Source organism: Acinetobacter sp. FDAARGOS_558 (assembly GCF_003937785.1).
Taxonomy (GTDB): Bacteria; Pseudomonadota; Gammaproteobacteria; order Pseudomonadales; family Moraxellaceae; genus Acinetobacter; species Acinetobacter baumannii.
This window is the reverse complement of the sequence record NZ_RKJH01000001.1, coordinates 1,067,337-1,091,734: the sequence shown is the minus strand read 5'-3', so window position 1 is coordinate 1,091,734 and position 24,398 is coordinate 1,067,337. Positions and strand designations below refer to the sequence as shown.

Annotated in this window: 40 protein-coding genes; 38 read left to right on the top strand and 2 right to left on the bottom strand. The window is 38.0% G+C overall.

What is annotated here, in order from left to right:
* Window position 1 precedes the first annotated feature (1 nt).
* From EGT34_RS05305 to EGT34_RS05165, 32 genes are all read left to right on the top strand, one after another.
* Window positions 2-502 carry a hypothetical protein gene (locus EGT34_RS05305; RefSeq protein WP_087737219.1) on the top strand — a complete coding sequence of 167 codons (501 nt, stop codon included), beginning with the start codon at window positions 2-4 and terminating at the stop codon, window positions 500-502.
* Complete coding sequence (locus EGT34_RS05300) at window positions 499-807, top strand: hypothetical protein (RefSeq protein ID WP_000578526.1); 309 nt, start codon at window positions 499-501, stop codon at window positions 805-807. Before EGT34_RS05305 ends, EGT34_RS05300 begins: the two co-directional genes overlap by 4 nt.
* A 171-nt stretch (window positions 808-978) precedes the next feature.
* On the top strand, window positions 979-1,548 hold the full coding sequence (locus EGT34_RS05295) for a hypothetical protein (protein WP_000356485.1): 570 nt from the start codon (window positions 979-981) through the stop codon (window positions 1,546-1,548).
* Between the two features lie 130 nt (window positions 1,549-1,678).
* On the top strand, window positions 1,679-2,107 hold the full coding sequence (locus tag EGT34_RS05290) for a hypothetical protein (protein ID WP_001289516.1): 429 nt from the start codon (window positions 1,679-1,681) through the stop codon (window positions 2,105-2,107).
* 10 nt (window positions 2,108-2,117) lie between these two features.
* Window positions 2,118-2,678: a hypothetical protein gene (locus tag EGT34_RS05285; protein WP_000537948.1), complete on the top strand. Its 561-nt coding sequence runs from the start codon at window positions 2,118-2,120 to the stop codon at window positions 2,676-2,678.
* Between the two features lie 126 nt (window positions 2,679-2,804).
* On the top strand, window positions 2,805-3,047 hold the full coding sequence (locus EGT34_RS05280) for a hypothetical protein (RefSeq protein ID WP_031974917.1): 243 nt from the start codon (window positions 2,805-2,807) through the stop codon (window positions 3,045-3,047).
* A gap of 237 nt (window positions 3,048-3,284) precedes the next feature.
* Complete coding sequence (locus EGT34_RS05275) at window positions 3,285-4,055, top strand: DNA adenine methylase (RefSeq protein ID WP_000837654.1); 771 nt, start codon at window positions 3,285-3,287, stop codon at window positions 4,053-4,055.
* A gap of 16 nt (window positions 4,056-4,071) precedes the next feature.
* A complete protein-coding gene (locus EGT34_RS20985) occupies window positions 4,072-4,248 on the top strand; it encodes a hypothetical protein (RefSeq protein ID WP_002023317.1) in 177 nt (58 codons plus the stop codon).
* A gap of 150 nt (window positions 4,249-4,398) precedes the next feature.
* Window positions 4,399-4,632, top strand: a complete 234-nt coding sequence (locus EGT34_RS05270; protein WP_000095427.1) for a hypothetical protein — start codon at window positions 4,399-4,401, stop codon at window positions 4,630-4,632.
* A 12-nt stretch (window positions 4,633-4,644) separates the two neighbouring features.
* A complete protein-coding gene (locus EGT34_RS05265) occupies window positions 4,645-4,980 on the top strand; it encodes an HNH endonuclease (RefSeq protein WP_000113205.1) in 336 nt (111 codons plus the stop codon).
* A gap of 147 nt (window positions 4,981-5,127) precedes the next feature.
* Window positions 5,128-5,607, top strand: coding sequence for a terminase small subunit (locus tag EGT34_RS05260; protein WP_031974916.1), 480 nt, complete (start codon window positions 5,128-5,130; stop codon window positions 5,605-5,607).
* Window positions 5,608-5,631: 24 nt separating this feature from the next.
* Window positions 5,632-5,850: a hypothetical protein gene (locus tag EGT34_RS05255; RefSeq protein ID WP_000963932.1), complete on the top strand. Its 219-nt coding sequence runs from the start codon at window positions 5,632-5,634 to the stop codon at window positions 5,848-5,850.
* Complete coding sequence (locus tag EGT34_RS05250; RefSeq protein WP_001009895.1) at window positions 5,847-6,188, top strand: hypothetical protein; 342 nt, start codon at window positions 5,847-5,849, stop codon at window positions 6,186-6,188. Before EGT34_RS05255 ends, EGT34_RS05250 begins: the two co-directional genes overlap by 4 nt.
* Before the next feature lie 38 nt (window positions 6,189-6,226).
* Complete coding sequence (locus EGT34_RS05245) at window positions 6,227-6,565, top strand: hypothetical protein (protein WP_031974915.1); 339 nt, start codon at window positions 6,227-6,229, stop codon at window positions 6,563-6,565.
* A complete protein-coding gene (locus EGT34_RS05240) occupies window positions 6,558-6,794 on the top strand; it encodes a hypothetical protein (protein ID WP_031974914.1) in 237 nt (78 codons plus the stop codon). Before EGT34_RS05245 ends, EGT34_RS05240 begins: the two co-directional genes overlap by 8 nt.
* 85 nt (window positions 6,795-6,879) lie before the next feature.
* Window positions 6,880-8,622 carry a terminase large subunit gene (locus tag EGT34_RS05235; RefSeq protein ID WP_031974913.1) on the top strand — a complete coding sequence of 581 codons (1,743 nt, stop codon included), beginning with the start codon at window positions 6,880-6,882 and terminating at the stop codon, window positions 8,620-8,622.
* Between the two features lie 8 nt (window positions 8,623-8,630).
* Window positions 8,631-8,867, top strand: coding sequence for a hypothetical protein (locus EGT34_RS05230; RefSeq protein WP_000920223.1), 237 nt, complete (start codon window positions 8,631-8,633; stop codon window positions 8,865-8,867).
* A gap of 85 nt (window positions 8,868-8,952) precedes the next feature.
* Window positions 8,953-9,111 (top strand): hypothetical protein, encoded by a 159-nt coding sequence (locus tag EGT34_RS20980; protein ID WP_000056903.1) that lies wholly within the window; start codon window positions 8,953-8,955, stop codon window positions 9,109-9,111.
* Window positions 9,112-10,353 (top strand): phage portal protein, encoded by a 1,242-nt coding sequence (locus tag EGT34_RS05225; RefSeq protein ID WP_000854567.1) that lies wholly within the window; start codon window positions 9,112-9,114, stop codon window positions 10,351-10,353.
* Between the two features lie 23 nt (window positions 10,354-10,376).
* Entirely contained in the window at window positions 10,377-10,790 is a 414-nt protein-coding gene (locus EGT34_RS05220; protein WP_001065557.1) for a hypothetical protein, read from the top strand.
* Window positions 10,791-10,859: 69 nt separating this feature from the next.
* Window positions 10,860-11,744 (top strand): head maturation protease, ClpP-related, encoded by an 885-nt coding sequence (locus EGT34_RS05215; protein WP_002127558.1) that lies wholly within the window; start codon window positions 10,860-10,862, stop codon window positions 11,742-11,744.
* Complete coding sequence (locus EGT34_RS05210) at window positions 11,741-12,919, top strand: phage major capsid protein (RefSeq protein WP_000130408.1); 1,179 nt, start codon at window positions 11,741-11,743, stop codon at window positions 12,917-12,919. Before EGT34_RS05215 ends, EGT34_RS05210 begins: the two co-directional genes overlap by 4 nt.
* Before the next feature lie 63 nt (window positions 12,920-12,982).
* Window positions 12,983-13,291 carry a hypothetical protein gene (locus EGT34_RS05205; protein WP_000048864.1) on the top strand — a complete coding sequence of 103 codons (309 nt, stop codon included), beginning with the start codon at window positions 12,983-12,985 and terminating at the stop codon, window positions 13,289-13,291.
* A gap of 3 nt (window positions 13,292-13,294) precedes the next feature.
* Window positions 13,295-13,753 (top strand): head-tail connector protein, encoded by a 459-nt coding sequence (locus EGT34_RS05200; protein ID WP_000115106.1) that lies wholly within the window; start codon window positions 13,295-13,297, stop codon window positions 13,751-13,753.
* A gap of 1 nt (window position 13,754) precedes the next feature.
* Window positions 13,755-14,099, top strand: coding sequence for a phage head closure protein (locus EGT34_RS05195; RefSeq protein WP_031974912.1), 345 nt, complete (start codon window positions 13,755-13,757; stop codon window positions 14,097-14,099).
* A 12-nt stretch (window positions 14,100-14,111) separates the two neighbouring features.
* A complete protein-coding gene (locus tag EGT34_RS05190) occupies window positions 14,112-14,570 on the top strand; it encodes an HK97-gp10 family putative phage morphogenesis protein (RefSeq protein ID WP_000110203.1) in 459 nt (152 codons plus the stop codon).
* Window positions 14,567-14,935, top strand: a complete 369-nt coding sequence (gene gp17 / locus EGT34_RS05185) for a tail completion protein gp17 (RefSeq protein ID WP_001280225.1) — start codon at window positions 14,567-14,569, stop codon at window positions 14,933-14,935. The genes EGT34_RS05190 and gp17 overlap by 4 nt, the downstream gene beginning before the upstream one ends.
* Window positions 14,936-15,065: 130 nt before the next feature.
* The gene (locus EGT34_RS05180) at window positions 15,066-15,533 is read left to right on the top strand and encodes a phage tail tube protein (protein ID WP_000538632.1); all 468 of its coding nucleotides are present in this window, start codon (window positions 15,066-15,068) and stop codon (window positions 15,531-15,533) included.
* Between the two features lie 54 nt (window positions 15,534-15,587).
* Window positions 15,588-16,049, top strand: a complete 462-nt coding sequence (locus EGT34_RS05175) for a phage tail assembly chaperone family protein, TAC (RefSeq protein ID WP_000811700.1) — start codon at window positions 15,588-15,590, stop codon at window positions 16,047-16,049.
* 26 nt (window positions 16,050-16,075) lie between these two features.
* Window positions 16,076-16,216: a hypothetical protein gene (locus EGT34_RS20975; protein ID WP_002023327.1), complete on the top strand. Its 141-nt coding sequence runs from the start codon at window positions 16,076-16,078 to the stop codon at window positions 16,214-16,216.
* A 74-nt stretch (window positions 16,217-16,290) separates the two neighbouring features.
* Window positions 16,291-16,800 carry a hypothetical protein gene (locus tag EGT34_RS05170; protein ID WP_001226538.1) on the top strand — a complete coding sequence of 170 codons (510 nt, stop codon included), beginning with the start codon at window positions 16,291-16,293 and terminating at the stop codon, window positions 16,798-16,800.
* A gap of 59 nt (window positions 16,801-16,859) precedes the next feature.
* Window positions 16,860-20,444, top strand: a complete 3,585-nt coding sequence (locus EGT34_RS05165) for a transglycosylase SLT domain-containing protein (protein WP_000224728.1) — start codon at window positions 16,860-16,862, stop codon at window positions 20,442-20,444.
* Window positions 20,445-20,573: 129 nt separating this feature from the next.
* On the opposite strand, the gene EGT34_RS05160 is transcribed toward EGT34_RS05165, so the two are convergent.
* Both EGT34_RS05160 and EGT34_RS05155 read right to left on the bottom strand, forming a co-directional pair.
* Window positions 20,574-20,993 carry a type II toxin-antitoxin system HicB family antitoxin gene (locus EGT34_RS05160; protein WP_001199908.1) on the bottom strand — a complete coding sequence of 140 codons (420 nt, stop codon included), beginning with the start codon at window positions 20,991-20,993 and terminating at the stop codon, window positions 20,574-20,576.
* A gap of 43 nt (window positions 20,994-21,036) precedes the next feature.
* On the bottom strand, window positions 21,037-21,192 hold the full coding sequence (locus EGT34_RS05155) for a type II toxin-antitoxin system HicA family toxin (RefSeq protein WP_002023329.1): 156 nt from the start codon (window positions 21,190-21,192) through the stop codon (window positions 21,037-21,039).
* A gap of 121 nt (window positions 21,193-21,313) precedes the next feature.
* On the opposite strand from EGT34_RS05155, the gene EGT34_RS05150 reads away from it, so the two are divergent.
* From EGT34_RS05150 to EGT34_RS05130, 6 genes are read left to right on the top strand one after another with little or no spacing between them, the layout of a single operon-like run.
* Complete coding sequence (locus EGT34_RS05150; protein ID WP_000054769.1) at window positions 21,314-21,658, top strand: phage tail protein; 345 nt, start codon at window positions 21,314-21,316, stop codon at window positions 21,656-21,658.
* A gap of 58 nt (window positions 21,659-21,716) precedes the next feature.
* Window positions 21,717-22,073: a hypothetical protein gene (locus EGT34_RS05145; RefSeq protein WP_000216836.1), complete on the top strand. Its 357-nt coding sequence runs from the start codon at window positions 21,717-21,719 to the stop codon at window positions 22,071-22,073.
* A 9-nt stretch (window positions 22,074-22,082) separates the two neighbouring features.
* Window positions 22,083-22,781 (top strand): phage minor tail protein L, encoded by a 699-nt coding sequence (locus tag EGT34_RS05140; RefSeq protein WP_000175074.1) that lies wholly within the window; start codon window positions 22,083-22,085, stop codon window positions 22,779-22,781.
* A 9-nt stretch (window positions 22,782-22,790) separates the two neighbouring features.
* Window positions 22,791-22,961: a hypothetical protein gene (locus tag EGT34_RS20970; RefSeq protein WP_153565408.1), complete on the top strand. Its 171-nt coding sequence runs from the start codon at window positions 22,791-22,793 to the stop codon at window positions 22,959-22,961.
* Entirely contained in the window at window positions 22,958-23,713 is a 756-nt protein-coding gene (locus tag EGT34_RS05135; RefSeq protein WP_000761333.1) for a C40 family peptidase, read from the top strand. The genes EGT34_RS20970 and EGT34_RS05135 overlap by 4 nt, the downstream gene beginning before the upstream one ends.
* Window positions 23,697-24,356 carry a tail assembly protein gene (locus tag EGT34_RS05130; RefSeq protein ID WP_000920735.1) on the top strand — a complete coding sequence of 220 codons (660 nt, stop codon included), beginning with the start codon at window positions 23,697-23,699 and terminating at the stop codon, window positions 24,354-24,356. The genes EGT34_RS05135 and EGT34_RS05130 overlap by 17 nt, the downstream gene beginning before the upstream one ends.
* Window positions 24,357-24,398 lie beyond the last annotated feature (42 nt).

The window sequence follows — 24,398 nt, the reverse complement described above, 5'->3', positions numbered from 1 at the left end:
GATGGATAAATATAAAGTTATCGCTGAAAAAATAACATATTCGTTAGATGGCTATATTGCTGATCACAATAATAGAAATTTTGGCGATGCAGATGGGTGGTTAAGACATGTAAGAAATGGATGGGAGGAATTTATTGAAGCTCATCCAGACAGCCTTAACCTTCATGAGTACTTACAGCACCATCAAGCGAAAGTGGAGGAGCTGCAACGCAGAAATCAGATGCTTAACGACAACATAAAAGAGCAAGGTCAAAAGCTCGTTTATCAAAACGAAGTGATTGAAACACAAGCTGAAAAACTGCTTGGTTTAAGAGATGAGAAAGCAGAGCTGCAAAAGCGGGTGAAATGGTTAGAAGATCGCTTAAAAGCTACGGACACATTAAGCAAAATGCGTGCTGCCGTAATCGGATCATTTAAAACCCAAGATTTTAATGCATGTACTAGAAGAAAAATGATGATCCTGAAAAGGGCAGAGCAAGCGCTCAAGGTAGGGGAAAATTGATTTTTTATGTTGAGGCAATTGGCGGCCCGGATAACGGTGAATTAATTGCAACTGAACTGGATGTCTATTTTGCTATGCCGCCTCAAGAGGAATGGGATTGGTGGTCTCAAAAAGACCCCGTTAATACTATCCTTCCTACAATTAATTATTACCGTGAAAGATGCCGTTACCATTTCTGCGGGAAGAACTACTATCGTGAATTTTTCATATGTGGTGACGATAAAAGAGTAAATGGATGTAGAGCTTTAAAAATATTGGATTCGTATTTTAACCCAGTTTTCTTGAGACCTAAAAAGGGTGGCTAATATGGGAAGAAACCAAACTAATTGGTTGTTGATTGTCTTACTTATCATGCTTGTATTTCTAGGTGTAGGTTTTTCAATATTTAACAGTATAGAAGTATGCAAAACACATGATATTTATTGGGTTAATGGTACTCAATACTCTTGTGCATGGGTTAAGTAATAGGTGCATCTATGGATAAGTGTAAACATGGTTTTGATAAAGCTTGCCTGGTGTGTGGTTTTGGCGAATTTAATGGGCGTCGAGTCTTTTATGAGTGGAAATATGAACAAGTGTATTCGAGCTTTACAAACTTACATCACGCACGAATTACTGCACCAGAAAGTTTAATTAAACTTGCTTTAGAGGCGATTAATAATGAAATCGGAATGTGTAGACAAACTGAATGTAACTTGAGCTTTGGAATCTCAAAACGTAACCAAGCTTTTGTAATCCGTGAAACTTTGCAAAATATCGAAGCCATTTTGAAAGGTGAAACAGTCGAACTTATAAAAGACAATTCAGTTCAAGTAGGCAGTAGGGTATTAGTTGATTTTTATTCGTCAAATAGAGCTGAAACGGATGGTACTCATATTCATGGTTATGGTGTAGTAGATCAGATAGATCAAGATGGTAAGTTTGTAATAGGGCATTTAGAGAAAGGGGGATTTTTCGGTTGTCCAGCAACTGATGTCAAACTTGCTATGAGTTTAGTGCCTGAAGCTATCTTAGAAGCTGAAAGACAAAGAAGTTTAAACAAATAGTAGAAGTAAATATTACTTCAGTATTTGTCGCCGTTTAAATATTTAAATTACTTAAATCTCAATGGAAACAGGGTCCCGATGAAAATGGATTGATTCGGGAACATCAAAGAAGTTGAACTGAGTAATTTTGATGAGTGAAATCATTATTGGTATTGATCCTGATCTTGAAAAATCAGGTGTTGCAATTAAAAGTGCAACACATTTGGAATTAAAAAATCTGGCATTTCATGAGGTGATTACTTTATTTGATACGAATCGCGACTTGATAAAGAAAGTAGTAATTGAAGCTGGTTGGTTAAATACGAAATCTAATTTCCGAAATATTCAAAGTCGTTTAGTTGCAGAGCGCACGGCAAAGAATGTTGGTGAGAATCATGCTACGGGTAAATTACTGGTTCAGATGGCGGAGTCAAAGGGTATTCCTGTTTTAATGATTAAACCAACTAGAACGAAATTAGATTCAGAAAGCTTTAACCGGGTGACAGGTTGGCAAGGGCGAACAAATCAAGAACAGCGAGATGCTTGTATGTTGATTTGGGCCATGAAAATTAAGAAGTGAGGTTATACAGATGGGCGTAGAAGTAACTGTTATTAATCAGTTCACACAATTTGAATGGCTAGCAAAAGGTTTAACTGCACAATCATTGGATTTCATACGTGCTGGGCATTCTACAGGTTCTAAACCGATTGATTTCCAAGACAGATTAGGTGCAATAGCTAAGATGAAAACACAACTCGAAAAGTCGATTACAGCTTTAATTATCTTTAATGGTAAATCTGAAAGTGATTATGATTATATTCGTAATTATCTTGCTCATATTATGATGAATGAAGCTGAGAAAGATAAAAAACGTGAGCCAGAACATATAGCTATTTATCACTTGTCGTGGTTAGTTGCCAGAATGGTAATTGATTTCACTTTAAATCCTGAACTTGAAAAGAACTTTACATCAATGGGGCGATTATATTATGCGGGTATTCCTGCTAATAAAATGTCTGTAGATGTGTATCGAATGACATGGAAAACATACGAGAAAATGATGCAGGCAGCTTTGGAACAGGCTATTCAGGATGCAGAAGAAACAATACGACAATACCGAAAGGATACTTACAAAGAGTTACAATCATAAAGTTTTCATTATTCTGAAAATTGACGTATAGTTTTATTAAGATGGTCGTATTTTGTTTATGGCTTATCTTTTTCTAAAGCTCATCTAATAGATGGGCTTTTTGCATTTCTATGGAGCGAAGAAAAGATGGCTTGGCTTTCAAATCAACATGCACCTACTAAACCAAATCAACTATGTATATTGGCTATTAAAGTAGATGATGAATCTTTCGACTATCTGCCAGCCATTTGGGATGTATGTAACAGTCAGGATAAACATTTTACTTTAACTGTAGATCGTCCTGATCTTGGTGACGTAATCAAATTAAATCAGGTTGATGCTTATATGATTTATCATCCTCTTACTAGTGAAGATGTAAAGTCATTTTAAAAGCTTTAGCTACATTTTCTTTGTTCAGATTCTTTTTATTACATTAGTAAATAAATAAAAACTCGGTCCCTTTTGGAACCGAGTTTTTTTGTATCGAGTAAAACTGGGGACGAAGTACTGCGGTAACAGTACCTCGACCTCCTGACAGACCTTGACTGTCAAAAGCAAGCCCAGCCTATCGTGCACACGACCGGTGAAGGCTATCAAAAATGTAAGCTTTTGCACAGGAAAATTTTTATGAAATCAAAGCCAATAATTCCATGGCAAGGTGGTAAAACCCGTTTAGCTAAGGATTTGTTGAGTAAATTCCCAGAGCATTCATGTTATGTGGAATTGTTTTGTGGTGGAGCTGCTCTATTTTTCTTAAGAGAAGACCAAGCAAAGACAGAAGTTATAAACGATCTAAATGGTGAGCTAGTAAACCTATATCGAGTTGTTCAAAATCATTTAGAAGAGTTTGTAAGGCAATTCAAATGGTGCATATCAAGCCGTCAGGTTTTTGAATGGGAAAAACTAAAAGTACCAGAAACACTAACGGATATTCAGCGAGCTGCAAGATTCTATTACCTTCAGCAACATGCGTTTGGTGGTAAGGTTTCTGGTCAAACATTTGGATACGCAACAACTGGACGCTCTTTAAATCTTTTACGGATTGAAGAAAGTTTGAGTGCAGCACATTTGCGTTTGAATGGCGTCTACATAGAAAATCTGAGTTGGGATAATTGCTTTGATAAGTATGACCGTGAGCATACTTTTTTCTATGCAGACCCTCCTTATTTAGACACGGCAGGTTACGGCATAGATTTCCCACTTGATCAATACAAATTACTTGCTGCGAAAATGAAGAGCTGCAAAGGCAAAGTAATGTTATCAATTAATGAACATGAATTGATAAGAACAATCTTTGCAGACTTTAGGATTGAAAAGACAAGTATTACTTATTCAGTCGGCCGTGACTTAAAGAGTAAGAGTAAAAAGAGTGATGAGTTGATCATCATGAATTATTAATTGAGGATTGTTTGATATGTCAATCAGAGGTTTAGCAGCAGCATTCAAAGGCTTAACAGCATCATTAATTGCTGTTGATGAACTTGAGCGTTTATTCCCGCTTACACCTTTGATTAAAACAACCCAAAAGCCTAATAAAGTCAGCCAAAAGAAGCGCCGTTTAAAAGCACGTCGTCTTGGTAAATATAGCTGACAGTAGTTTTGCCGAACATATTACGGCACATAAAACCGCATTAATTAATATTGATGCGGTTTTATTTTTTTATTCGTTATAACTTTTAGGTGATTGCAATGGCTTGTACTGGTTGTGCAAAGCGCCGTCAATGGTTGAAGGAAAGGAAAGATGAGCTCGAAAGAATCGCAAAAGCAGCAAGTATGCGGCTGCGAAAAGTTACTTCCTTTAATGGAGAAGTTATTAGAACAGACAACAATTCTGATTCAACAGAACGAACGGAAAGATAATATCGTTCTTGCTGCGATTGAACAGAATAATGAATTATTAATGCAATACCTTGATGAAGAAGAGGTAGAGAAGACAGGTTCTCATTATCTTGATTCTAAGCCTAAAACACTATGAGTTGGAGTGAATATGGCTAGGTTAAAACAGCTTAATCCTTTCAGGTTAAATACTTTAAAGACCAATGAAAGAACTATAAAACCTCAGACCAATTCATGGCGTTCTAATAAGTCATCAACGCAACGTGGTTATGGCTATAAATGGCAACAATACCGTTTAGAGTTTTTGAAATTAAATCCACTTTGTGTTTATTGTCAAAAGGAAGGTGTGGTTACGGAGGCAACAGTGGTTGACCATATCGTTCCTCATCGAGGAGATGACAAATTGTTTTGGGATACAAAGAATCATCAAGCTTTATGCAAACTTTGTCATGACAAAGTGAAGCAAAAAGAAGAGCAAACAGGGTAAATATGAAAATGCACTAAAATGGTGCTGGTGCCGTGGGGGGAGGGGAAAAGTCAGAGGGCCTTCACATTCTAGACCGCCCCCCCTTCTCATTTATAAAAAAAAATCCCGTTGAGTTAAAAGTTAAAGGAAAAAGTTAAAGGTGAAACAATGGCATTGACCGAGAAAATGAAAAAATTTGCTCGCGCCATTGTCGAGGGCAAGAGTAATAAAGAAGCAGCAATATTAGCGGGTTACGCTGAAAAATCTGCTTCACAACAGGGGTCAAAATTAAGAAATGATCCTGAAATTATTATCTTCATTGAAAAGTTAAAAGCAGAAAAAGAGGGGCGAACTTTAACTTCTGAGAAGAAAAAAGTTAAACCTACTGATAGTGGGGAAGACTGTAATCCATTAGATGAGGAGTTCCCCTATACAAAAGATGATCCACTTCAATTTTTAATTGATGTAATGAACAACAAAGACAATGAAATGTTTTTGAGGTTCAATGCGGCTAAAGCTGCTTTACCCTATACACATGGCAAAGTGGCTGATAAAGGTAAAAAAGAAACTAAAGCTGAGGCAGCAAAAAATGCTGCAAAAGCCGGTGGTAAATTTGCGACTCTACAGGCTCAAATGAAACCTAGTTAATTATCATTTTAGGTAGGAAAATTAATGGCCATTTTTGATAAAGAAATACATAGACGCGAAATAGATGCCACTTTAAGTGATACGGAACTTAAGGAAGCTATCCTTGATTATGTTTTAAAAAAGACAAATATCAAAGGCGAAGAATTTACACATCGTTGTTGGGTCAGTAGTTCAATGACATCCACAGGTTGTGAATATACTGGTCGCTGTGAAATTAAAATTGATCTAAAGAGTAAATCATGAATTTCTTAGAAGCAATTGAACAAGGTCTTCAAAAAGCAAATGATGTGGAACGTATTAGATCAGAAATAACCGAAGTATTAATGAAGTTAAATTCATCTTTGGCAAAATTTACTAATTCAGATGCTGCAGCATTTGATTTTACAAAAGACTCAATTCGTCAATTATCTCCAATAAAAATAGATTTTAATAATTTTTCGTATCCCATGAGATTGGAGTGTGGTAATCGAATTTTGCAAGCAGAAAGCTTTCGTCTTTTTGTTGAAAGTTTATATATCTGTATTCAAACAGCAACTTTTGGTGACTATGTACGAGAACAAATGATAATAACTAAATTATAATAAATATTAATTTTAAAATTTCTTAAGGAAATTTATTTATGAAAAGCCAAGATCAATCAGAAGAAATTATTAAGGGTGATTATGTCTTGGCTACAAAATGGCACGATGGTCATAGTCAAGATCATTGGTTTGTCGGTTTCTTTGTTGAAAAGGAAGGTGACCGTTATATAGTTGCTGATAGTGAAGGAAAATCAGCAAGAGGTGGCGGTTTTCGCTGCTGCAAAAAAATACATCCAGCTGTCGGAAAGTATTTGATTGATAATAGCCCTACTATATCGTCGATTAAACTAAATTTGTGGGAATATATTGAAAGTGATATTCATGCACTTGCAAAAGAAAATTACGACTATGAACATGGAAACATGACATATGATTAATAATTACATTAAAAAAGAGAATGTAACTGAAAGCTCTAAAATCATTACCCGTTTTGGCGGAGCAGATAAAATTGAAGCTGCTCTTATGAAGTGTGCTTGGGATGATGTTTACTGTTGGGAAATGGAAAAGTGGTATTCAGCTAGGTATTGGCAATACCATAAAATGTCAGTGAAATACACTGGCATAACGATGTGGGAGCTTTATTGGCTTAAAAAACAGGTAAATTAAAATAGAGTTCCTATAGGACAAGTTCAGATTAAAGATTGAAGTTTAAATCAACCGCCGGAAGGCGGTTTTTTTATGGGTGTAATTTATGAGTGCAATGCTTCCAGATTGGACAACAGCGTGTCCCGACTGGGAGAAAAGAATTGTTAGACGCGAGTCGCTCATCCCTTGTAAACCACTATTTCCTGAAGTTGCAGACCTTGCATTAAATACTTTTAAACAACTTGCGTTAGTGGACGTTGTTGGCGATTTTGAAGATGAAGAAGGGAACCCTCGACCGCCATTAATCAGCGAAGTTACTAAAGAATGGGTATATGAGTTCGTTGCTTCAATTTTTGGAGCATATGATCCTGATCGAAAACGCAGATTAATACGTGAATTTTTCTTATTAATTTCTAAGAAAAATACGAAATCAACAATTGCTGCAGCAATTATGCTGACAGCATTAATTTTGAATGACCGGCCTTCTGCTGAGTTAATTATTCTTGCTCCGACTAAAGAAGTTGCTGATAACTCCTTTGGGCCGATTCGGGACATGATTAAGGCTGATCCAGAATTAGCCTACATGATGCGTTTGAGTGAGCACACACGTACAGTGACTCATGCAGGTACTGGTGCAATTCTTAAGGTTGTTGCTGCAGATAGTGATGCTACTGCGGGTAAAAAAGCTTCTTGGATTCTTGTTGATGAACTTTGGGTATTTGGCAAGAGGGCTAATGCGGAATCAATGCTGCGTGAAGCCACAGGTGGTTTAGCATCCCGACCTGAAGGCTGCATTATTTACTTAACGACTCAATCTGATGAGATACCGGCAGGTGTATTTAAACAAAAATTAGATTATGCACGGGCTATTAGAGATGGAAGAAAAGTTAATAAACAATTTCTTCCACTAATTTATGAGTTCCCGCTCAGAATGTTAGATAAGCGGAAACATTACAATCCAGATTGGTGGTATGTCACAAACCCTAACTTGGGTGCTTCAGTTGACATGGATTTCTTACGAAATCAATGGGAACAGGTACAAGAAAACGGCGAAGAATCAATTAGAGATTTTTTAGCCAAACATCTTAATGTTGAAATTGGCATGAATTTACGTGCCGACCGTTGGGCCGGTGCAGATTTTTGGGAAAAACAAGGCAAGAAGTTTGAACTTGATTTTCTTATAAAAAAATCAGACTGCATCACAATTGGTTTTGATGGGGGTGGTCTTGATGATTTATTTGGTATGACCGTTCTTGGACGTGATGCAAAAGACAGATCAATTTGGTATCTGTGGACCAAAGCTTGGGTTCATCCAATCGCTTTGCAACGAAGAAAAGAAATTGCACCGCGATTACGAGATTTTGAAAAGCAAGGCGACTTAGTAATTGTTAAGAATATCGGTGAGGATGTAACCGAGGCGGGCGAAATTGCAAAAAAAGTATTTGATACAGGTAAGATGCCCGAAAAAGCTTTCGGATTAGATAAGTTAGGTATGCCAGCCTTGCAAGATGGTTTGATTGATGCAGGTATACCATTTGAAAGTTTATTTGCCATTCCGCAAGGCTACATGCTGTCTGGGTATGCAACTACAGCGGAGCGTAAACTGGCGGAAAAAAAACTTTTTCATGCTGATCAACCTCTAATGACTTGGTGTGTTGGTAATGCGAAGGGGAAACGATCAGGCAATGCAGTTATAATCACAAAACAGGAATCTGGGGTTTGTAAAATTGACCCTGTTATATCTATGTTTAATGCAGTTGCCCTGATGAGCTTAAACCAAGAACCGAATGGCGGACGAATGACTGATGAGCAGTTCATGGATGCCATTAGTAACCCCATAATTGTTTAGAGGTATGTATGTTAAAAAGTATTCACGATAGTTTCTTTCAATACCTCCGTAATGTTGGAAAACCACCTGAGTTATTACATGTAAAACCTGAGCTATATAATGAACTTTTACTCACTAAGAGTGGTGGAAAGTATGGTTTGGGTCAACCTCTAACACGGGACCAAGCAATGACTTTCTGTGGAAGAGAAGTGGTTCGTTGTGAAGAACTTTTAACAGAATTTGAGTGGTTCCCTAAGAAAAATTAGACATTTTCTTAACCACAGAATGAATTAATCAAAATTCCTAAGTCATGAAGCCCCTTAAAAGGGGCTTTTTTTATGGGTAAAGAAAATGAGTTTACCAGTCGTTGTTTATTTAATCTTGCTGCTTTGCGCTGCTGTTTGCTTAGTTTCTGGTGTGTATTTGTTGGTTGGGTTGGCATTCTCACTATTAGCAGCAAGTGTAGTTTTATTTGGTGCAGCGGCATTTTTAAGAAAAGGAATGGTGTAAATGAAAACGCTATTACAGACTCTTAATAGTGCAGTTGTAGCACCGCAGAATAATTCGAGACAGCAAAGTGGTGGATTAACTGACGTAAATTTTTGGACTTCTTTACTTGGGTTTTCTTCATCAAGTGGGAAAAGTGTCAGTGTTGAAACCGCATTAAAACTTGACGCCGTATGGGCATGTGTTCGATTAATCTCAGAAACCATCTCAACACTTCCACTTGTTGTTTATGAACGGCAACCAGATGGAAGTAGAAAGCCCGCAATTAATCATCCTTTGTATCCAATTTTGCGTAATCAGCCAAATATTCATATGACATCGGTTAATTACACGCAATGTTATGCGGCATCTTTATTGTTGCGTGGAAATGGATACTCGCAAATTAAGAGAAATTCAAAAAATGAAATTACAAGTTTGAATTTCCTTATGCCTGGTCGGATGCAATTAAAATTTAATGATCGTGATGACCTTATTTATTCGTATACAGATAGAAAAGGTAAGTTATTTATCATTGATCAATCCGAAATTTTACATACTCCTGCGTTCTCATTAGACGGACGAATTGGTTTGTCACCTATTCAGTACGGGGCAAATGTGTTTGGCGCTGCTATGTCAGCAGATGATGCTGCAAATAGTACGTTTAAAAATGGTCTATTACCTACGGTCGCTTTTGAAGTGGATCGTACGATGAATGATGAACAAAGAAAAGTATTCAAAAATTATGTAAAAGAAGTATCTGGTGCTTTAAATGCCGGTAAATCGCCAGTATTAGAACAAGGTGTTACAACTAAAGCGATCGGCATAAATCCTGCGGACGCTCAATTGCTTGAGTCAAGAAATTTTAACATTGAGTCGATTTGCCGTTGGTTCCGTGTACCCGGCTATTTAATTGGATATAGCAGTAAAGGGCAGACTAAATGGGGAAGTGGTATGGAACAGGAAATGCAAGGTTTTCTGACATTCACATTACGCCCATGGTTAGTTCTTATTGAACAATCTATGAACAAGTCATTACTTACACCGGCAGAAAGACTTAAATATTACGTTGAATTTTCTATTGAAGGCTTGCTTCGGGCAGATAGCAATACTCGAGCAGAGTTTTATTCCAAAATGGTCAATAACGGTATCTACACTCGAGATGAAGTCCGTGAAAAAGAGAATTTACCGAAACGCGGCGGTATCGCAGATGAGCTTACAATTCAGTCTCAAAATGTACCGATTAATGATGCTGGTAAAGATAAGTAATTTTCTAAGTAAAGGTTAAAAATATGAACAATTCTGAACACGAAACTCAAGGCCATGCGTCAGAAAGTATAGTTTTTGGCACAGACATTCATGAAGATCATAATGGCGTTGTAGTAACGCACAATGAGCAGATTCAAGTTGAGAATTCAGAAAAACGTCATGAATTAAGTCATGGTCATTATTACGATATTTTGTCTGGTGAGTTAGTTACACCAATTCAATTTCAACATGGTCCAGTTAAGGAACATGGGGTGAATGGTATAACTAGTGAAGCGCTTTTAGCCATTTTGATTCATCGGACTAAAATTTTGAACAATAACTTTCCATGTGAAGAAAATAAGCGAGCGATAACTTACATGGAAAATGCACTAGCACTTTTTGAACAGCGTACACGTGATCGACAACAACGTGGTGTTGAGGGCTTAAATCAAGCCTAAAAAATAATAAACAACTTAAGCAAGCGACCTTCGGGTCGCTTTTTTTTCGCCTGCAGAAAGGTAAATCAAATGAGTAAAAGCAATATGCCGATGGCACCGAAGGCCCTGAACAAACCAAATGTTCGGTTTGATTTGCCTGAAACTGTGCTGAGTAAGTATCAACCAAATATTAAGGCTTCTACCGAGACTGAAAACACTATCTCAATTTATGAGCAAATTGGCTACGACTATTGGGATGGGTCAGGGGTTACAGCGCAACGTATTTCAGCAGCTTTGCGTTACATCGGTGATGAAGAAGATGTAATTGTCAACATTAACTCTCCTGGTGGGGATGTATTTGAAGGTTTAGCAATTTACAACCTTCTCAGAAGTCACAAGGGCAATGTCACTGTACGTGTACTTGGGGTTGCTGCAAGTGCAGCTTCAGTAATTGCCATGGCAGGTGATGAAATTCAAATTGCCCGCGCGGGCTTCATCATGATTCACAACTGTTGGTCATGGGTGGTTGGCAATCAACACGATATGCGTGATGCCGCTGATTACCTTGCCGTTTTTGATGAATCAGCCACCGATATTTACCAAGCCCGAACAGGTTTAGACAAAAAAGAAATCACGAAACTACTTGATGCTGAATCTTGGCTTTCAGGTTCTCAAGCTATTGAGAAGGGCTTTGCTGACGATTATTTGCCAGCAGACCAAGTCATTGAAACAGAAGAAGAACCTACACAAGCAGCAATCCGCAAAGTAGATCAAATCCTCGCAAAACAACACATTCCGCGCAATGAGCGCCGAAAGCTTTTTCAAGCCATTAAAGCCGGCACGCACAACGCTGTCGCACCTAAGAGTACGCCTGACGCTACTCCACAAACCACGCACGACGCTGGTTCAAGTCATACGTTTGCCGACGGTTCGGCTTCAAAACTTTCAAACGCATTAAAGGACATCCTCCCATGACAGACAAAACTATCGAAAAAGAGTATCAACAAGTTCAAGCTGACTTGAAACAGGTAACTGATCAATTAAAGCAGCATGCAGAAAATTATGAAAAGCAAGTTAAGCAGTTTGGTGAAGCTAATACTGAAGCTAAACAAAAGGCCGATGAAGCTTTATCCAAGTACAATGATTTGAGCGCTACGATTAAAGAGTTGGAGCAAAAGCTTGATCGTCCTGCGGGTGGCGGCGGTGATGAGCCAACTAAGTCAGTTGGGCAGCAAGTTATTGATTCTGATGCTTATCAATCAATGGATAAAACATCACGTACATCTATGCGTGTGAAAATGCCACGTCAAGCAATTACAACGGCGACGGGCCCTAATGTAACCCCAGACAATCAAGGGATTGTTTTACCTCAAATGCGCCGTATGACTATTCGTGATTTGTTGGCACCGGGCCAAACAAGTAGCAATAGTATTGAATATACGGTGGAAACTGGGTTTACAAATAATGCTGCACCAGTAGCAGAGACCAACCCAAAACCATACTCTGAAATCACGTTTGAAAATAAAACAGCGAATGTACGGACAATTGCGCATTTATTTAAAGCTTCGCGCCAGATTTTAGAAGATGCACCAGCATTGCAATCATACATTGATGCTCGTGCTCGTTATGGCTTGCAGTTGGTGGAAGAACAACAATTATTGTTCGGTAATGGAACTGGACAAAACTTACTGGGTATCGTTCCACAGGCTTCAACCTTCAATGAAGATTTGATCAAAATTACGAACGCAACTCCAATTGATCGTATTCGTTACGCTTTACTACAGGCGGTACTAGCTGAATTCCCATCAACCGGTATTGTTCTTAATCCCATTGATTGGGCTGATATTCAGTTAACCAAAGATAATGAAGGTCGCTACATTATTGGTAATCCTGTAAATGGTAATGCCAATACTCTTTGGAACTTGCCTACTGTTGAAACGCAAGCGATGGTATCTGGTCAATTTTTGACAGGTGCATTCAGCCTTGCCGCTCAAATCTTTGATCGTATGGATATTGAAGTTCTTTTATCTACTGAAAATGATAAAGACTTTGAAAACAATATGGTTTCAATTCGAGCCGAAGAGCGTTTAGCACTTGCAGTTTATCGTCCAGAATCGTTCGTTACTGGATCGATTCGTAAAGCAGTTTAATTTACGTAAATCATAACAAAAGGGCTAGGTAGTACTAGCCCTTTTTTTATAAGGATAAAAAACATGTCAAAAGTAAAAGTAAAGCTCTTGAAAACATTTATGCATGATCGACAAGTTCGTGTAACTGGTGAAGTTATTGAGGTTTCACCAACTAAGGCCGAAGAATTGTCGCGTCTAAATCTTGTAAAAATTATTGAAAAAGATGAGTCACCAAATGGTGACACGTCGGTCACCATAAATAAAGAAGAGACACCTGCAAGTGATACCTCTGGTGAAGAACAAACTTCAGAAGAAACACTTGCACAAGAAGCTGGTGAAGAAGAAGTAAAAGCAAAATCAAAACGTACTCGTTCTGCTGCTGCAAAGGAATAAAACATGTCTGTGCTGACTATTAGCGAAGCTAAATCTCACCAAAAAATTGATGACGATGATGATTCAGAAATTTTGAGTAAATTAGAATCTGCTGAACTAATGGCAGCACGATTCATGGGGCGCTACTTCTATGCTAATGAAGCAGATAAAAATGCTGGTTTAGAAGAAGTAGCCAATATTTTGAACGAAGCCAAAACTAAAGCTAATCAATTTGAAGAAAATGCACGGAATGCAAATGATCAAGAAGAACGCGAATTCTATATGAATCAGGCTAAGCAAATTCTATATGAGTCACGTACTGAAGCATCTATGCGTATTAATGGTGTTGTGATTAATCCAGTGATTCGAGCAGGTGTTTTATTAACTTTTGGCTTTCTTTACGAGACGCGTGAGGCGACAGCCGAATTGCCAGTTTCTGCAGAAAATACTTTATTTCCGTTCAGAATAAATTTAGGGGTCTAAAGTGAAAGCAGGAGAACTGAGACATAGAGTTGTTATACAACGACATCAACAGAATGGACGGAATGAGGATGGTAATTTTTTGCCGGGTCAGTGGGTTGACTATAAAACTCTTTGGTCGAAAGTAACACATGTTTCAGGCAAAGATTTAATCGCTGCTCAAGCAAATAACAGCGAAATAGTAGCCAGAATAAAGTTCCGATATAGAACAGATATTGATACTACGATGCGAGTAATTCATAAGGGGATTATTTATGCGATAGACAGTCCAGCATTGGATGATGCTGGAAAAGGCAACGAATATTGCACATTCATGTTAACGGGTGGAATTGAACGATTCCCTGATTAATTCGGAGGTTGTATGTCTGTTGAAGTAAAGATAGAAGGCCTGCCTGATCTCGAAAATAAGCTAAGACAATTGGCTGATGAAAAAAAGGTAAAGAAAATTACTCGTCAAGCAGCCAGAAAGGCTATGAATATTGTTAGAAATGCTGCACGAGAGAATGCAAAAAGAGTCGATAATAAAAAAACAAGTGAAAAAATTTGGAAGAATATTTCAACTCAGGCAGGAAAAACACGTAATTCTAGAACAATAAAAATGCGTGTCGGTGTAAGAGGCGGTGCATCATTTTCAGATCCAAATCCACCTGAAACGAGTGGCGGTGATACTCGGCACTGGCGTTGGGTAGAATTTGGTAGTTCTCATCAACCAGCTATTCCATTCATGAGACCAGCTTTAGCAAATAACCTTGAGAAGGTAACTACAAAATTTTCAGAAAGTTTTAGTGAAGCTTTAAATTTAGAGTTGGCAAATTTATGAGTGATATTCCTATTTTTAGAATTTTAAATGCAAATTCAAAAATTAAAGCCCTTTTAGGGGAGGATTTGAAAGTTTATGAGGATGTTGCACCATCCGGCATTGAACCTCCATATGCAGTGTGGCAAATCATAACCGCATCTTCAGAAAATCACTTAGATTCACAAGCTAAGCTTGATCATGTGATGTACCAAGTGATTGTGTACGACACAGATGTAATAAGAGCTACAGCTATTCGAGCGGCAATTCGTTCAGTTCTTGGAGATCATAGTTATATTTTGAATTCCATGATTAACGGAAAAGAGACACAAACAAAATTATTTTCTCGTGGGTTTGACGCGAATTGGTTTGTTAAGCGCAAGACTTAAGGTGAAGTTAGAAACCTCAATCCATATTTAAATATTAATTAGAAGTAGGACCTCGCATTTGCGAGGTTTTTCGTTTTTGAACCCCGCATTCGCGGGGTTTTTTTCGCCGTAAGAAAAGAGGAGTCCACTCATGGGCGTATTAACACAAGGCACAGAAACATGGGTAAAACACGGGTCTCCTGCTGTTTTAACCAAAATTGAATGTATTACCGAATTGTCAGTTGGTGATGACAGCGTTACAGAAATCGAGACCACTTGTATGGAGGAACGAGAATCCTCCACATCTGAATATGGTTTAGTTAAACCGGGTGAAGGCAGTTTGAAAATTAATACAGACCCTGAAAATGAAACCCATGTCCTTATTTTAAATTTGGCTCAGAACAAAGCCAAAGTTGAAGTTTTTGTAGGTTGGTCTGATGGTACAGCTGCCCCCACATTGAATGGCGATATTGTAACTGTGCCACAAGGACGTTCATGGACCCAGTTCCAAGCACAATTACGGAAAGGTCCACCGATTTTTGATAAAGATTCATTAGTTAATCACACGATCCCTATGAAACGGCAGACACCAGCATTTGACACATTGAAATCTGCTTAAAAATTTAACCCCTCATAAGCCCCTTTATAGGGGCTTTTCTTTGGAATATTGAATATGAAACAGTTAAGTCCTGAACAAATTAAAAAAGGTATTTTGATTGGAAAACCAGAGAAAGTAACAGTTCAAGTTTTAGTAAATGGTGAGGAGTCTGAATTTTCAACCTATATTAAGCCATTTAACTATCAATCAGCTGTGGCTAATATGAAAGCTTACGGCGAAAATAAAGAAGCTCTTGCAGGTATTTTAGCAAGTTGTATTACCGACAAAGATGGAACACCAACATTTACAGAGGATGAAGTCCGCTTACACTTCAGTCAGGCATTAGTTGATATTATTTGGAGTAAGATTGTTGAAATTAATGTCTTGGGAAAGCAGACATTGAAATCGACGACAGAGAAGAGCTCATCATCGAAATCGCAATCGTTACAGGTAGGTCAATCGAAGAAGTTGAAACGACCTTCTCGTACAAAGAAATCCAAAAGTGGGACGCCTACCGAAGAAAACGCGGAAGCTTGAATATAGGGCTACGTGTTGAAGAGGTTATGGCGGAATTAAAGTTAATGTTTGCATCTTCAAAAGGTGTTAAAGGTTTACAAATATATGATTATCTACCACATTTTGATAAACCAGCGCCATTAACCTTTGAGCAAGAGCGATTGCTCAAAATAAAGAATAAGCCTTAATATTAAACCATCCATAGGGGTGGTTTTTTATTACCCCCTTTGTTAAATTGTTGAAAATTAATATTGGTGGGTATATGAGAAAAATTCTTTTTTTAACTTTATTAATTCCATGTTTATCTTGGGCAGCACCTAAAGGAATCACAATCGAAAAGAGTGGTTTTGATGGGACTACAGAAATAACAATGAGATCATATGGGACTTCCTCATGTGCCAAATTTGGTGGCGCTTGTTTGATGCTTGGAGCAAATTGGAAAAACAGCAATCCAGAAGAAGTAGTTTTAGAATTAAGTACGCTAAACTATTTTGCTGCGATGAGCAACCTATTGATTAATATTGATGGGGAAATAGTAAAAGCCGATCGAATCAACTTTGCACATGACTCAACACTAACTGGTAATTATAAAGAATCGTATCAACGATTTAAAATTGACAAACAAACCCTTACTAAAATTTTAAATGCTAAAAAGGTTTGGCTTAAAGTTAGTATTTCTGGTGGAAATTATCTTGAAACGAATCTAATTGATGAAGGCAAAAAAACATTAGCCTTTGACGGTCTAGCTCGATTTGAGAGTCAATTGAATTAACAAATTTTGAATATTGAAAACCTCGCAAATGCGAGGTTTTTTTTTGCTTGGAGAAAAGTATGGCTACGAACAATCTAGGAAGCCTAACCTTAGATTTAGTGACTCGAATAGGTAATTTTATTGAGCCATTAAATCAGGCTGAACGTAAAGCCAAATCTTCAGGTGAGAGTATCGCTTCTAGCTTTAATGTGGCAAGTATTGCGGCAAAAGCTTTTGGCGCAGTTTTGGCAGGAGCATCTGTTGCAGGAGTGACAGCATTCGTAACAAAAGCTATTGACGCTGGAAATGAAATTAAAAAATTAGCCCAACTTGCAAACGCAAGCACCACAGTTTTTCAATATTATGCAAAAGGTGCAGAAACAGCCGGAATTAGTATAGATAAATTTGCGGACCAGATGAAAGACATGCAAGACCGTATTGGGGAGTATCAACAAACGGCAGGTGGGCCTTTAGCTGACTTCTTTAAAAATATTGCGCCCAAAGTAGGTGTGACAATTTCTCAATTTCAAAAACTATCAGGTCCAGAAGCCTTACAGCTTTATTATAATTCCTTAGTAAAAGCAAATGTTAGTCAGAATGATATGAAATTCTACATGGAAGCTATTATTTCTGACTCTTCTATGCTTATTCCTTTGTTAGAAAATGGGGGAGCTGGATTTAAAAAATATGGAGATGCTGCGCAACGTGCAGGATCAATCATGGATGATGCAATGATAAAAAAATTATCAGAGGCAAAAGAAAATCTATGGATTATGAACCAGCAATGGCAAGGTGTTGAAGCAACCTTAATTAATGGAATTGTTCCAATTTTTAATATGGTTGCATCCAATATGGATAACATCTCGGCTGCTGCTACTGCATTAGCAACAGCTTTAGGTGTAAAACTGGCAGTTCAAGGGGCGATTTTAACTAAAGAATTTACCCTTGGTATGATTGAAGGCATCCGCTATCAGATGACACTTGCTAGAATGGCAGGGGTAACTTTGCAGACTGCGAGTGCTATGGGTGTTTTAAGAGGTGCAATGGCATTTCTAGGCGGTCCAGCAGGGTTGGGGCTACTAGCTATTCAAGGTCTCGCTGCTGGTGCAGCTTTTTTCTTTATGAAGAATAAAAGTGATGAGGCTACAGAATCCCTTAACAAACATGGTACTTCTGTCTCAGAAGTCATAAAAAAATATCAGGAATTGGATATTGCATCTCAGCGTAGACAAGTCCGTGCAGAAAAAAAATCTTTAGAAGAAATTACAGAAGAATATAACAAAGCAAATAGCACTTTAATTAGCTTAGCCATTAATATCGGGCGTTTTGACGGTTCAACTTCGGAGGCCTCAAAAAAAGCAAGTGAATTGGCGATGGCATTTAAAAAAGGTGATTTATCGGCAGGTCAATTTTCATCTGCAATAAATAACTTAACAGGCGTGTCTGAAGAATCAAAAGCAAAGATTGATGAACAGGCAGCAACTTCAATTAGATTAAGTAATGAATATGTCGCTCAGAAAAAGGTAGTCAATGCCTTATTAGAAACTACCGATAAGGCGACTGATAAACAATCTGAATTTAATAAAAAATTATTAGAAGCTGAGGCAGCATCAAAAAGAGCTCAAGCTGCGTATGCAGAATATATGAAGACATTTAATACTGATTATATGGAAAGTGCATATAAGCTAAAAATAAGACAAAAATTTGGTAATAAATATGATGAAGATGAACTGGCTGTCTTTGAGGCGTGGGCGAAAAGACATAATTATGATAGCCAGCAGATGCAGACTCCAGCAGCTTTAAATGATTTAGCTAACGCAAGACGTCTTTATGCTGTTAATAAAGAGATAAACGATTTGCAAGATAAAAAGACTAAATCAGAACAAGCAGCTACGGCAGAGGCAAAAAAACAAGCTGATTATGCAGAGAAAAATTACAAATATTCATCCTTAGAAATTGATATGCTCAAAAAAGTATCTGCACTAGCATCTCAAAATGGGTTGGACAAATTAGAAGAAAAATATGGGCTTCCAAAAAATTTATTGGCGGCTCTGATGGCCCAAGAGTCCAAAGGTGACAAAAATGCACGGAGCCCTACAGGTGCAATTGGGTATTATCAAACGACAGCAGATTATAGAAAAGATAATAAAATAAGTGTAGCTGATTCAAAAAATCTACCTGTTATCGCAGAAGTCGTCGCTAAAAATTTAGCAAAAGCCTATCAAGAATTAGGAACTTGGGAAGCTGCTATCCGTTCTCACAATGCTGGTGTGGCTGGGGCACAACGTTTTAAAGAGACTGGGACTGTAAAAGGGAACCCTGCTCGGGTGCAGGAAGTAAAGCAATTTCCTGATCTAGTAAATAAATGGTTAGTTGGCTTAAATGGGAAAACTGGCAAAGACTCAGGTTTTATACATGATGATCCAACTGAAATTTTAAAAGATATTCAGGATTTTGAGGCGGCTAGAAAAGCTACTGAGGAAGCGGCGGCAAAAGATCGAAAGTCAATACAGGAAAAATATTATTCAGATTTAGAGAGAATGGCCGCTGATAATGCTGAAGCTGTAAAATTAATTAATGAGAAATTTGCGAATGACCCAACTGAACGAGATCGATTACTCGCACTTCAGAAAAAAGCATATGAGAAAGATTTAGAAAATTATATTAAAACTCAGGATGAGAAAGTTAAAGCTACACAACAAGCGGTTCAAAATATAAAAGATAAAATTAATAAATTGAATCAAAGTGCAGCTGAATCATGGGCAAGAGCAACATTAAAACCCGATGAGCTGGCCCAATGGAATTTAAATAATGAATTGGACTCAAAACAGGCATCTTTAAATGGAGATTATCAGGATGTAAAAACCTCTATTAAGGACAATGAAGGATTGTCAGATACAGAAAAGTACCAGATGTTGCAAGATGCATATAAAGCATATTTAGATGCCAAATTATATTTGGACACGGAATATGCTTCTAAATCTAGAGAGTTACAAGATGGTTTAAATGCACAAACTCTATCTGGTTATTCTTCTTTAATGGGTGATATGTCTGGTATTGCGAAAGCATTTGGAGGTGAACAATCCAGAACATACAAGGTGTTATTCGCTATGCAAAAGGGCTTTGCTATTGCTAGTACATTGCTATCAAGTAAGGAAGCAATTAGTAAAGCATGGGCCTCAGCTGCTTTCCCTTATAACATTCCTGCCGTAGCGATGGCAGTTGCACAGACAGGTGCATTAACTCAAGCTGTTTCGGCGATAGCACCCAAAGGATTTGCAACAGGTGGGCAAATTAGAGGACCAGGGACAGGGACTAGCGACAGTATTCCTATTTGGGCATCGAACGAAGAGTTCATGATCAAAGAATCTTCTGCTAAAAAAATTGGTTTGGATAATCTAAATTATATGAACCAGACAGGTGAATTGCCTAAATCAAACACCAATCAGGTAATGGTTGCTACTTTGGCAGAGTTGCCACAAGGAGGAGATGTAATTAGCGCTCCAGTAACAGTCACTGTTACAGTAAACCCTGACGGCTCAAGTAATGTTGATTCAGCTGGGCAAGCTAAGGCTCTTGGGGATGCTTTGGGTAATGCTATTAGACAAGTAATGTTAAAAGAACTGAGACAGGGCGGAGTACTTTATAAAGCCATTAGAAGTTAAATATGATATGGAGAGTTTTCATTTAACTGAAAATTGACGTATAGTTTTAATAGAATGGTCGAATTTTATTTTTGACTAGTTTACAAAAAACCGACCCCAATAAATTGGGGTCGGTTTTTCATTTAATGATTAAGCTATAGATAGAACAGGATGTTTACCCAAAACTTTAAGGGCATCTATAACTGCATCAATCTTAGTTGTATAGCTTAAGTCGACAAGTCGTTGAACGGCTTGTCGTTGAATATGTAAACGTCGTGCGAGTTCAGATTGATTAACATTCTGTTCAAGCATCGTATTTAGCAAAAGAATTTTTGACCAAATACTTAGAGGGAGATCAATTACATGATCACCCTCTTGTATAGGGCTAGGCATAGGTATATGTCTATTATTTTCAAAATAGAAATCCATCGCCGTTATAAGTGCGTCTTTTGCTTCTTCAGTTGCTTCTTCTATAGAGTAGCCTTGTGTTAATGCTTCGGGTATATCTCTAAACTCAACAAAGTAGCAACCCGTTTTTGGGTTTAAAGTAAAAGTAGCTGGATATTGCATAATAAACTCCAAGTGAATACAGATTTGATGAAAGAACCGAGAGCTAACTCTCGATTCCTAATTGTTTTTTTATTCCCTTTACCAAGAAGTCGTCGATTTCCGTGTGTCTGGGGATTGTGCTTTGTTTATCGTTTAAGTAAACCTTGGTATGTTTACCTCCTTCTTTAAACTCAGCCCCTAGTTGACTTAGGAACTTCATCAAATCTTTACGTTTCACTTTTTCCTCTATCTGTTTAACATAGTGCTATTGTAAACATTATTGTTTACACTGTCAACAATAATGTTTACATTTTTTGATGTATTCAACTTATGGAAATACTATGAGCTTACTAAAATTTACTTGGGCACAAGATTTAGAAGGTAACTCGCAGACAAATAAATTTAATGTTTTAACCACAGCTTTTGGAGATGGTTACGAACAAAGCACAAGCGTAGGTATAAATAATCGTGCTGGTGAATGGTCGTATCAACGCACAGCGGAAGAAGCTGAAATTCTGGAAATTAAGGCATTCTTTGATCTACATAAGGGTGCTAAAGCTTTCCTATGGGATTCGCCTCTTGACGGAGAAGTAAAGGTTAAAACTGGAGAATATCAGCCAGTTTGCCTTGGGGCAGGTTACTGGCGAATTTCGACTACTTTTAAACAAGTTTTTACCCCTGAATAATTCCCTTTTTCTATTGCTCCTTTTAAGGAGCATTTTTTTTGCTTAAAGGAGCAGAATCATGACTGTTAAAACTTTAGACCTAGCAGAATCATATTTAATTGGTGAATTACGTACGCAACTAGCAGATGCACGTAGTTTTGGAAATGATCTAACTGCGGGGAAAATTGAGACATTAACGATCAATTACGATAAGTCTTCTAATTCAGTAAATATTGCTGTAGCACCCGGTGGTGGAGTGAATGGAAATATGACATTACTCGATGCAGACATTACAAAATGGACAATGCAGACAGTTTTAAATTGTAGCTATCTCTACGGCGTTAATGTGAATTCACTGATTTTAAAATATGACTTAGCCGCCAAAAAAATCAGTATTGATTACACTCCAGTTGCTGAAGCCACAGCTCAGGCTTAAGGTGCTCTTATGACTTTACAGAGTGACTTTCAAAAACTTGAACTGGATGGATTAATTCGCTTGTTTGAGTTAGATGCCAGCTCCTATGGAGTTGGCATACTAAGGTTCCATGGTCACCAACATGCGGAAAATATTATCTGGCAAGGTCAAGCATATGAGGCTATTAGTCTTGAGGTTTCGGGCTTGGAAATGAGATCGGATGGTAAAGCATCTGCGCCGACACTAACAATTGCTAATAATATTAATGGAATACAAGGTGCTATTTCTGCTTACTGCCTTCAATGTAAGGATTTTGTAGGCGCTAAAATTAAAGTTATTACTACACTTTCTAAATATCTTGATGCTGAAAATTTTCCAGATGGAAATCCAACTGCGTCTAATGAATCTAAAGAACAAATCTGGTATATCGAGCAAAAAACTTCTGAAAATGCCCAACAAGTAACATTCGAACTTTCAAATCCTATTGATTTCGAAGGGTTGAAAATTCCTGTTCGCCAAATTACCTCATTATGTCACTGGTGTATGGTCGGGAAGTATCGTGGGGAGGAATGTGGTTACACGGGCGCAGCAATGTTTACTGATAAGGATGAACCAACAGATGACCCATCATTGGATAGATGTGGTGGCCGTTTAAGTTCTTGCCGTTTGCGTTTTGGAGAGAACAAGTCCTTACCGTTCGGTGGGTTCCCTGCTTCAAGTCTTATGTGAGTTGTTTTTATGTGTAACTTTTCAGTAGGTGAAGTGGTTGAATTTTGGGTGGTAGGTCGAGCAGTTTCAGGTAATGGGATGCAAGTACAAATTCTAGAAATAGACGGAGATTGGGCTGTAGTCACTACTGGATGTGGTCAGTGGCCAGAAAAACTTTCTAACTTGAGGAAAATTTCATGAAACTTGCAGCGAAAATTAAAAAAGCAATCATGGCCCATGCTGATGAATGCTATCCACAGGAATGCTGCGGAGTAATAGTGGGCAAAGATTACATTCCTTGCCGCAATATTTCTGATAAGACAGATCAGTTTGAAATCCATCCTGAAGATTTAGCCATGGCTGAAGATCAGGGGGAAATCTTAGCTTATGTCCATTCACATCCAGATGGCACAACAAGAGCATCGGAACTGGATTTAATTCAAATTGAATTACATCAAAAGCCATGGGTTATTTGTTCTTATCCTATTCTTGATTACGCCATATATGAACCATGTGGTTATCGCGCCCCTTTAGTGGGTCGTAATTATTTTCACGGTTGGCAAGATTGCTATGCACTGATTCGTGATTTTTATAGTCGTGAATTGGGCGTAGAACTTATGGATTTCGAGCGTAAAGATGCATGGTGGGAAGATAAGGACCATCCATCACTTTACCTTGAGAATTATGAAAAAGCGGGATTCTATGAAGTAGATACGCCGCAGTATGGCGATATGCTTGTTTGTCGTGTTGGGCGTACAGAGCATCCTAATCATGCGGTAGTCTGGCTTGGGGATAATGGGCAGCTTAAATCGGAACAAACTGAGCAATGCATAGGTTCAAGTCTAATTCTTCATCATCCATATAACCGCAAATCTGTTCGGGAAATATATGGTCAACAATGGCTTGAACGCACTGTAAAAATTTTGAGGCATCGAGATGTTAAAGACCATTAAATTATATGGCGTGCTTGGGCAAAAGTTCGGTCGTGAATTTAAACTTGACGTTGCAAATACTAGAGAGGCGATGAGAGCCTTGTCGGTTCAAATTAACGGCTTTGAAAAGTTTATGTTGCGGGCACATGAGCAAGGGTTACAGTTTGCTGTTTTTCTTAAAAGTAAAAATTCAAGCAATAAGCGCGGAAAGAAAAGAGCATCAATTTACGACCATGAAACTAAGAGATTAATCACTGGGGATAACATCGGTGAAGAACAGCTTGATATGAACACCCAAGCTGAAGTTATTCACATAGTTCCTAGAGTTGTAGGGGCAGGTGGTAATGGTGCTCTACAAACTATCCTTGGTGCTGTGATGGTTGTTGTTGGGGTTGTAATGCTTTATATCCCGGGCACCCAAGCATTTGCACCATCTGTAATTGCAGCAGGTGTTGGGATGATGGTAGGCGGCATCGCAATGATGCTAATGCCTAAAATCGATAACTCTCAAGATCAAAATCAGGATGGAAACAAAGCGAATAAGGGCTTTGGCGGAGCAGTAACAACAGTAGCTCAAGGTAATCCAGTACCAGTGCTTTATGGTCAACGTGAAGTGGGTGGCTTTATTGTTAGTGCAGGCCAGTACCCAGAAGATCAGATGTAAAAGTTAATTATATTTTAGAGGCGCTTTAAGCGCCTTTTTTAT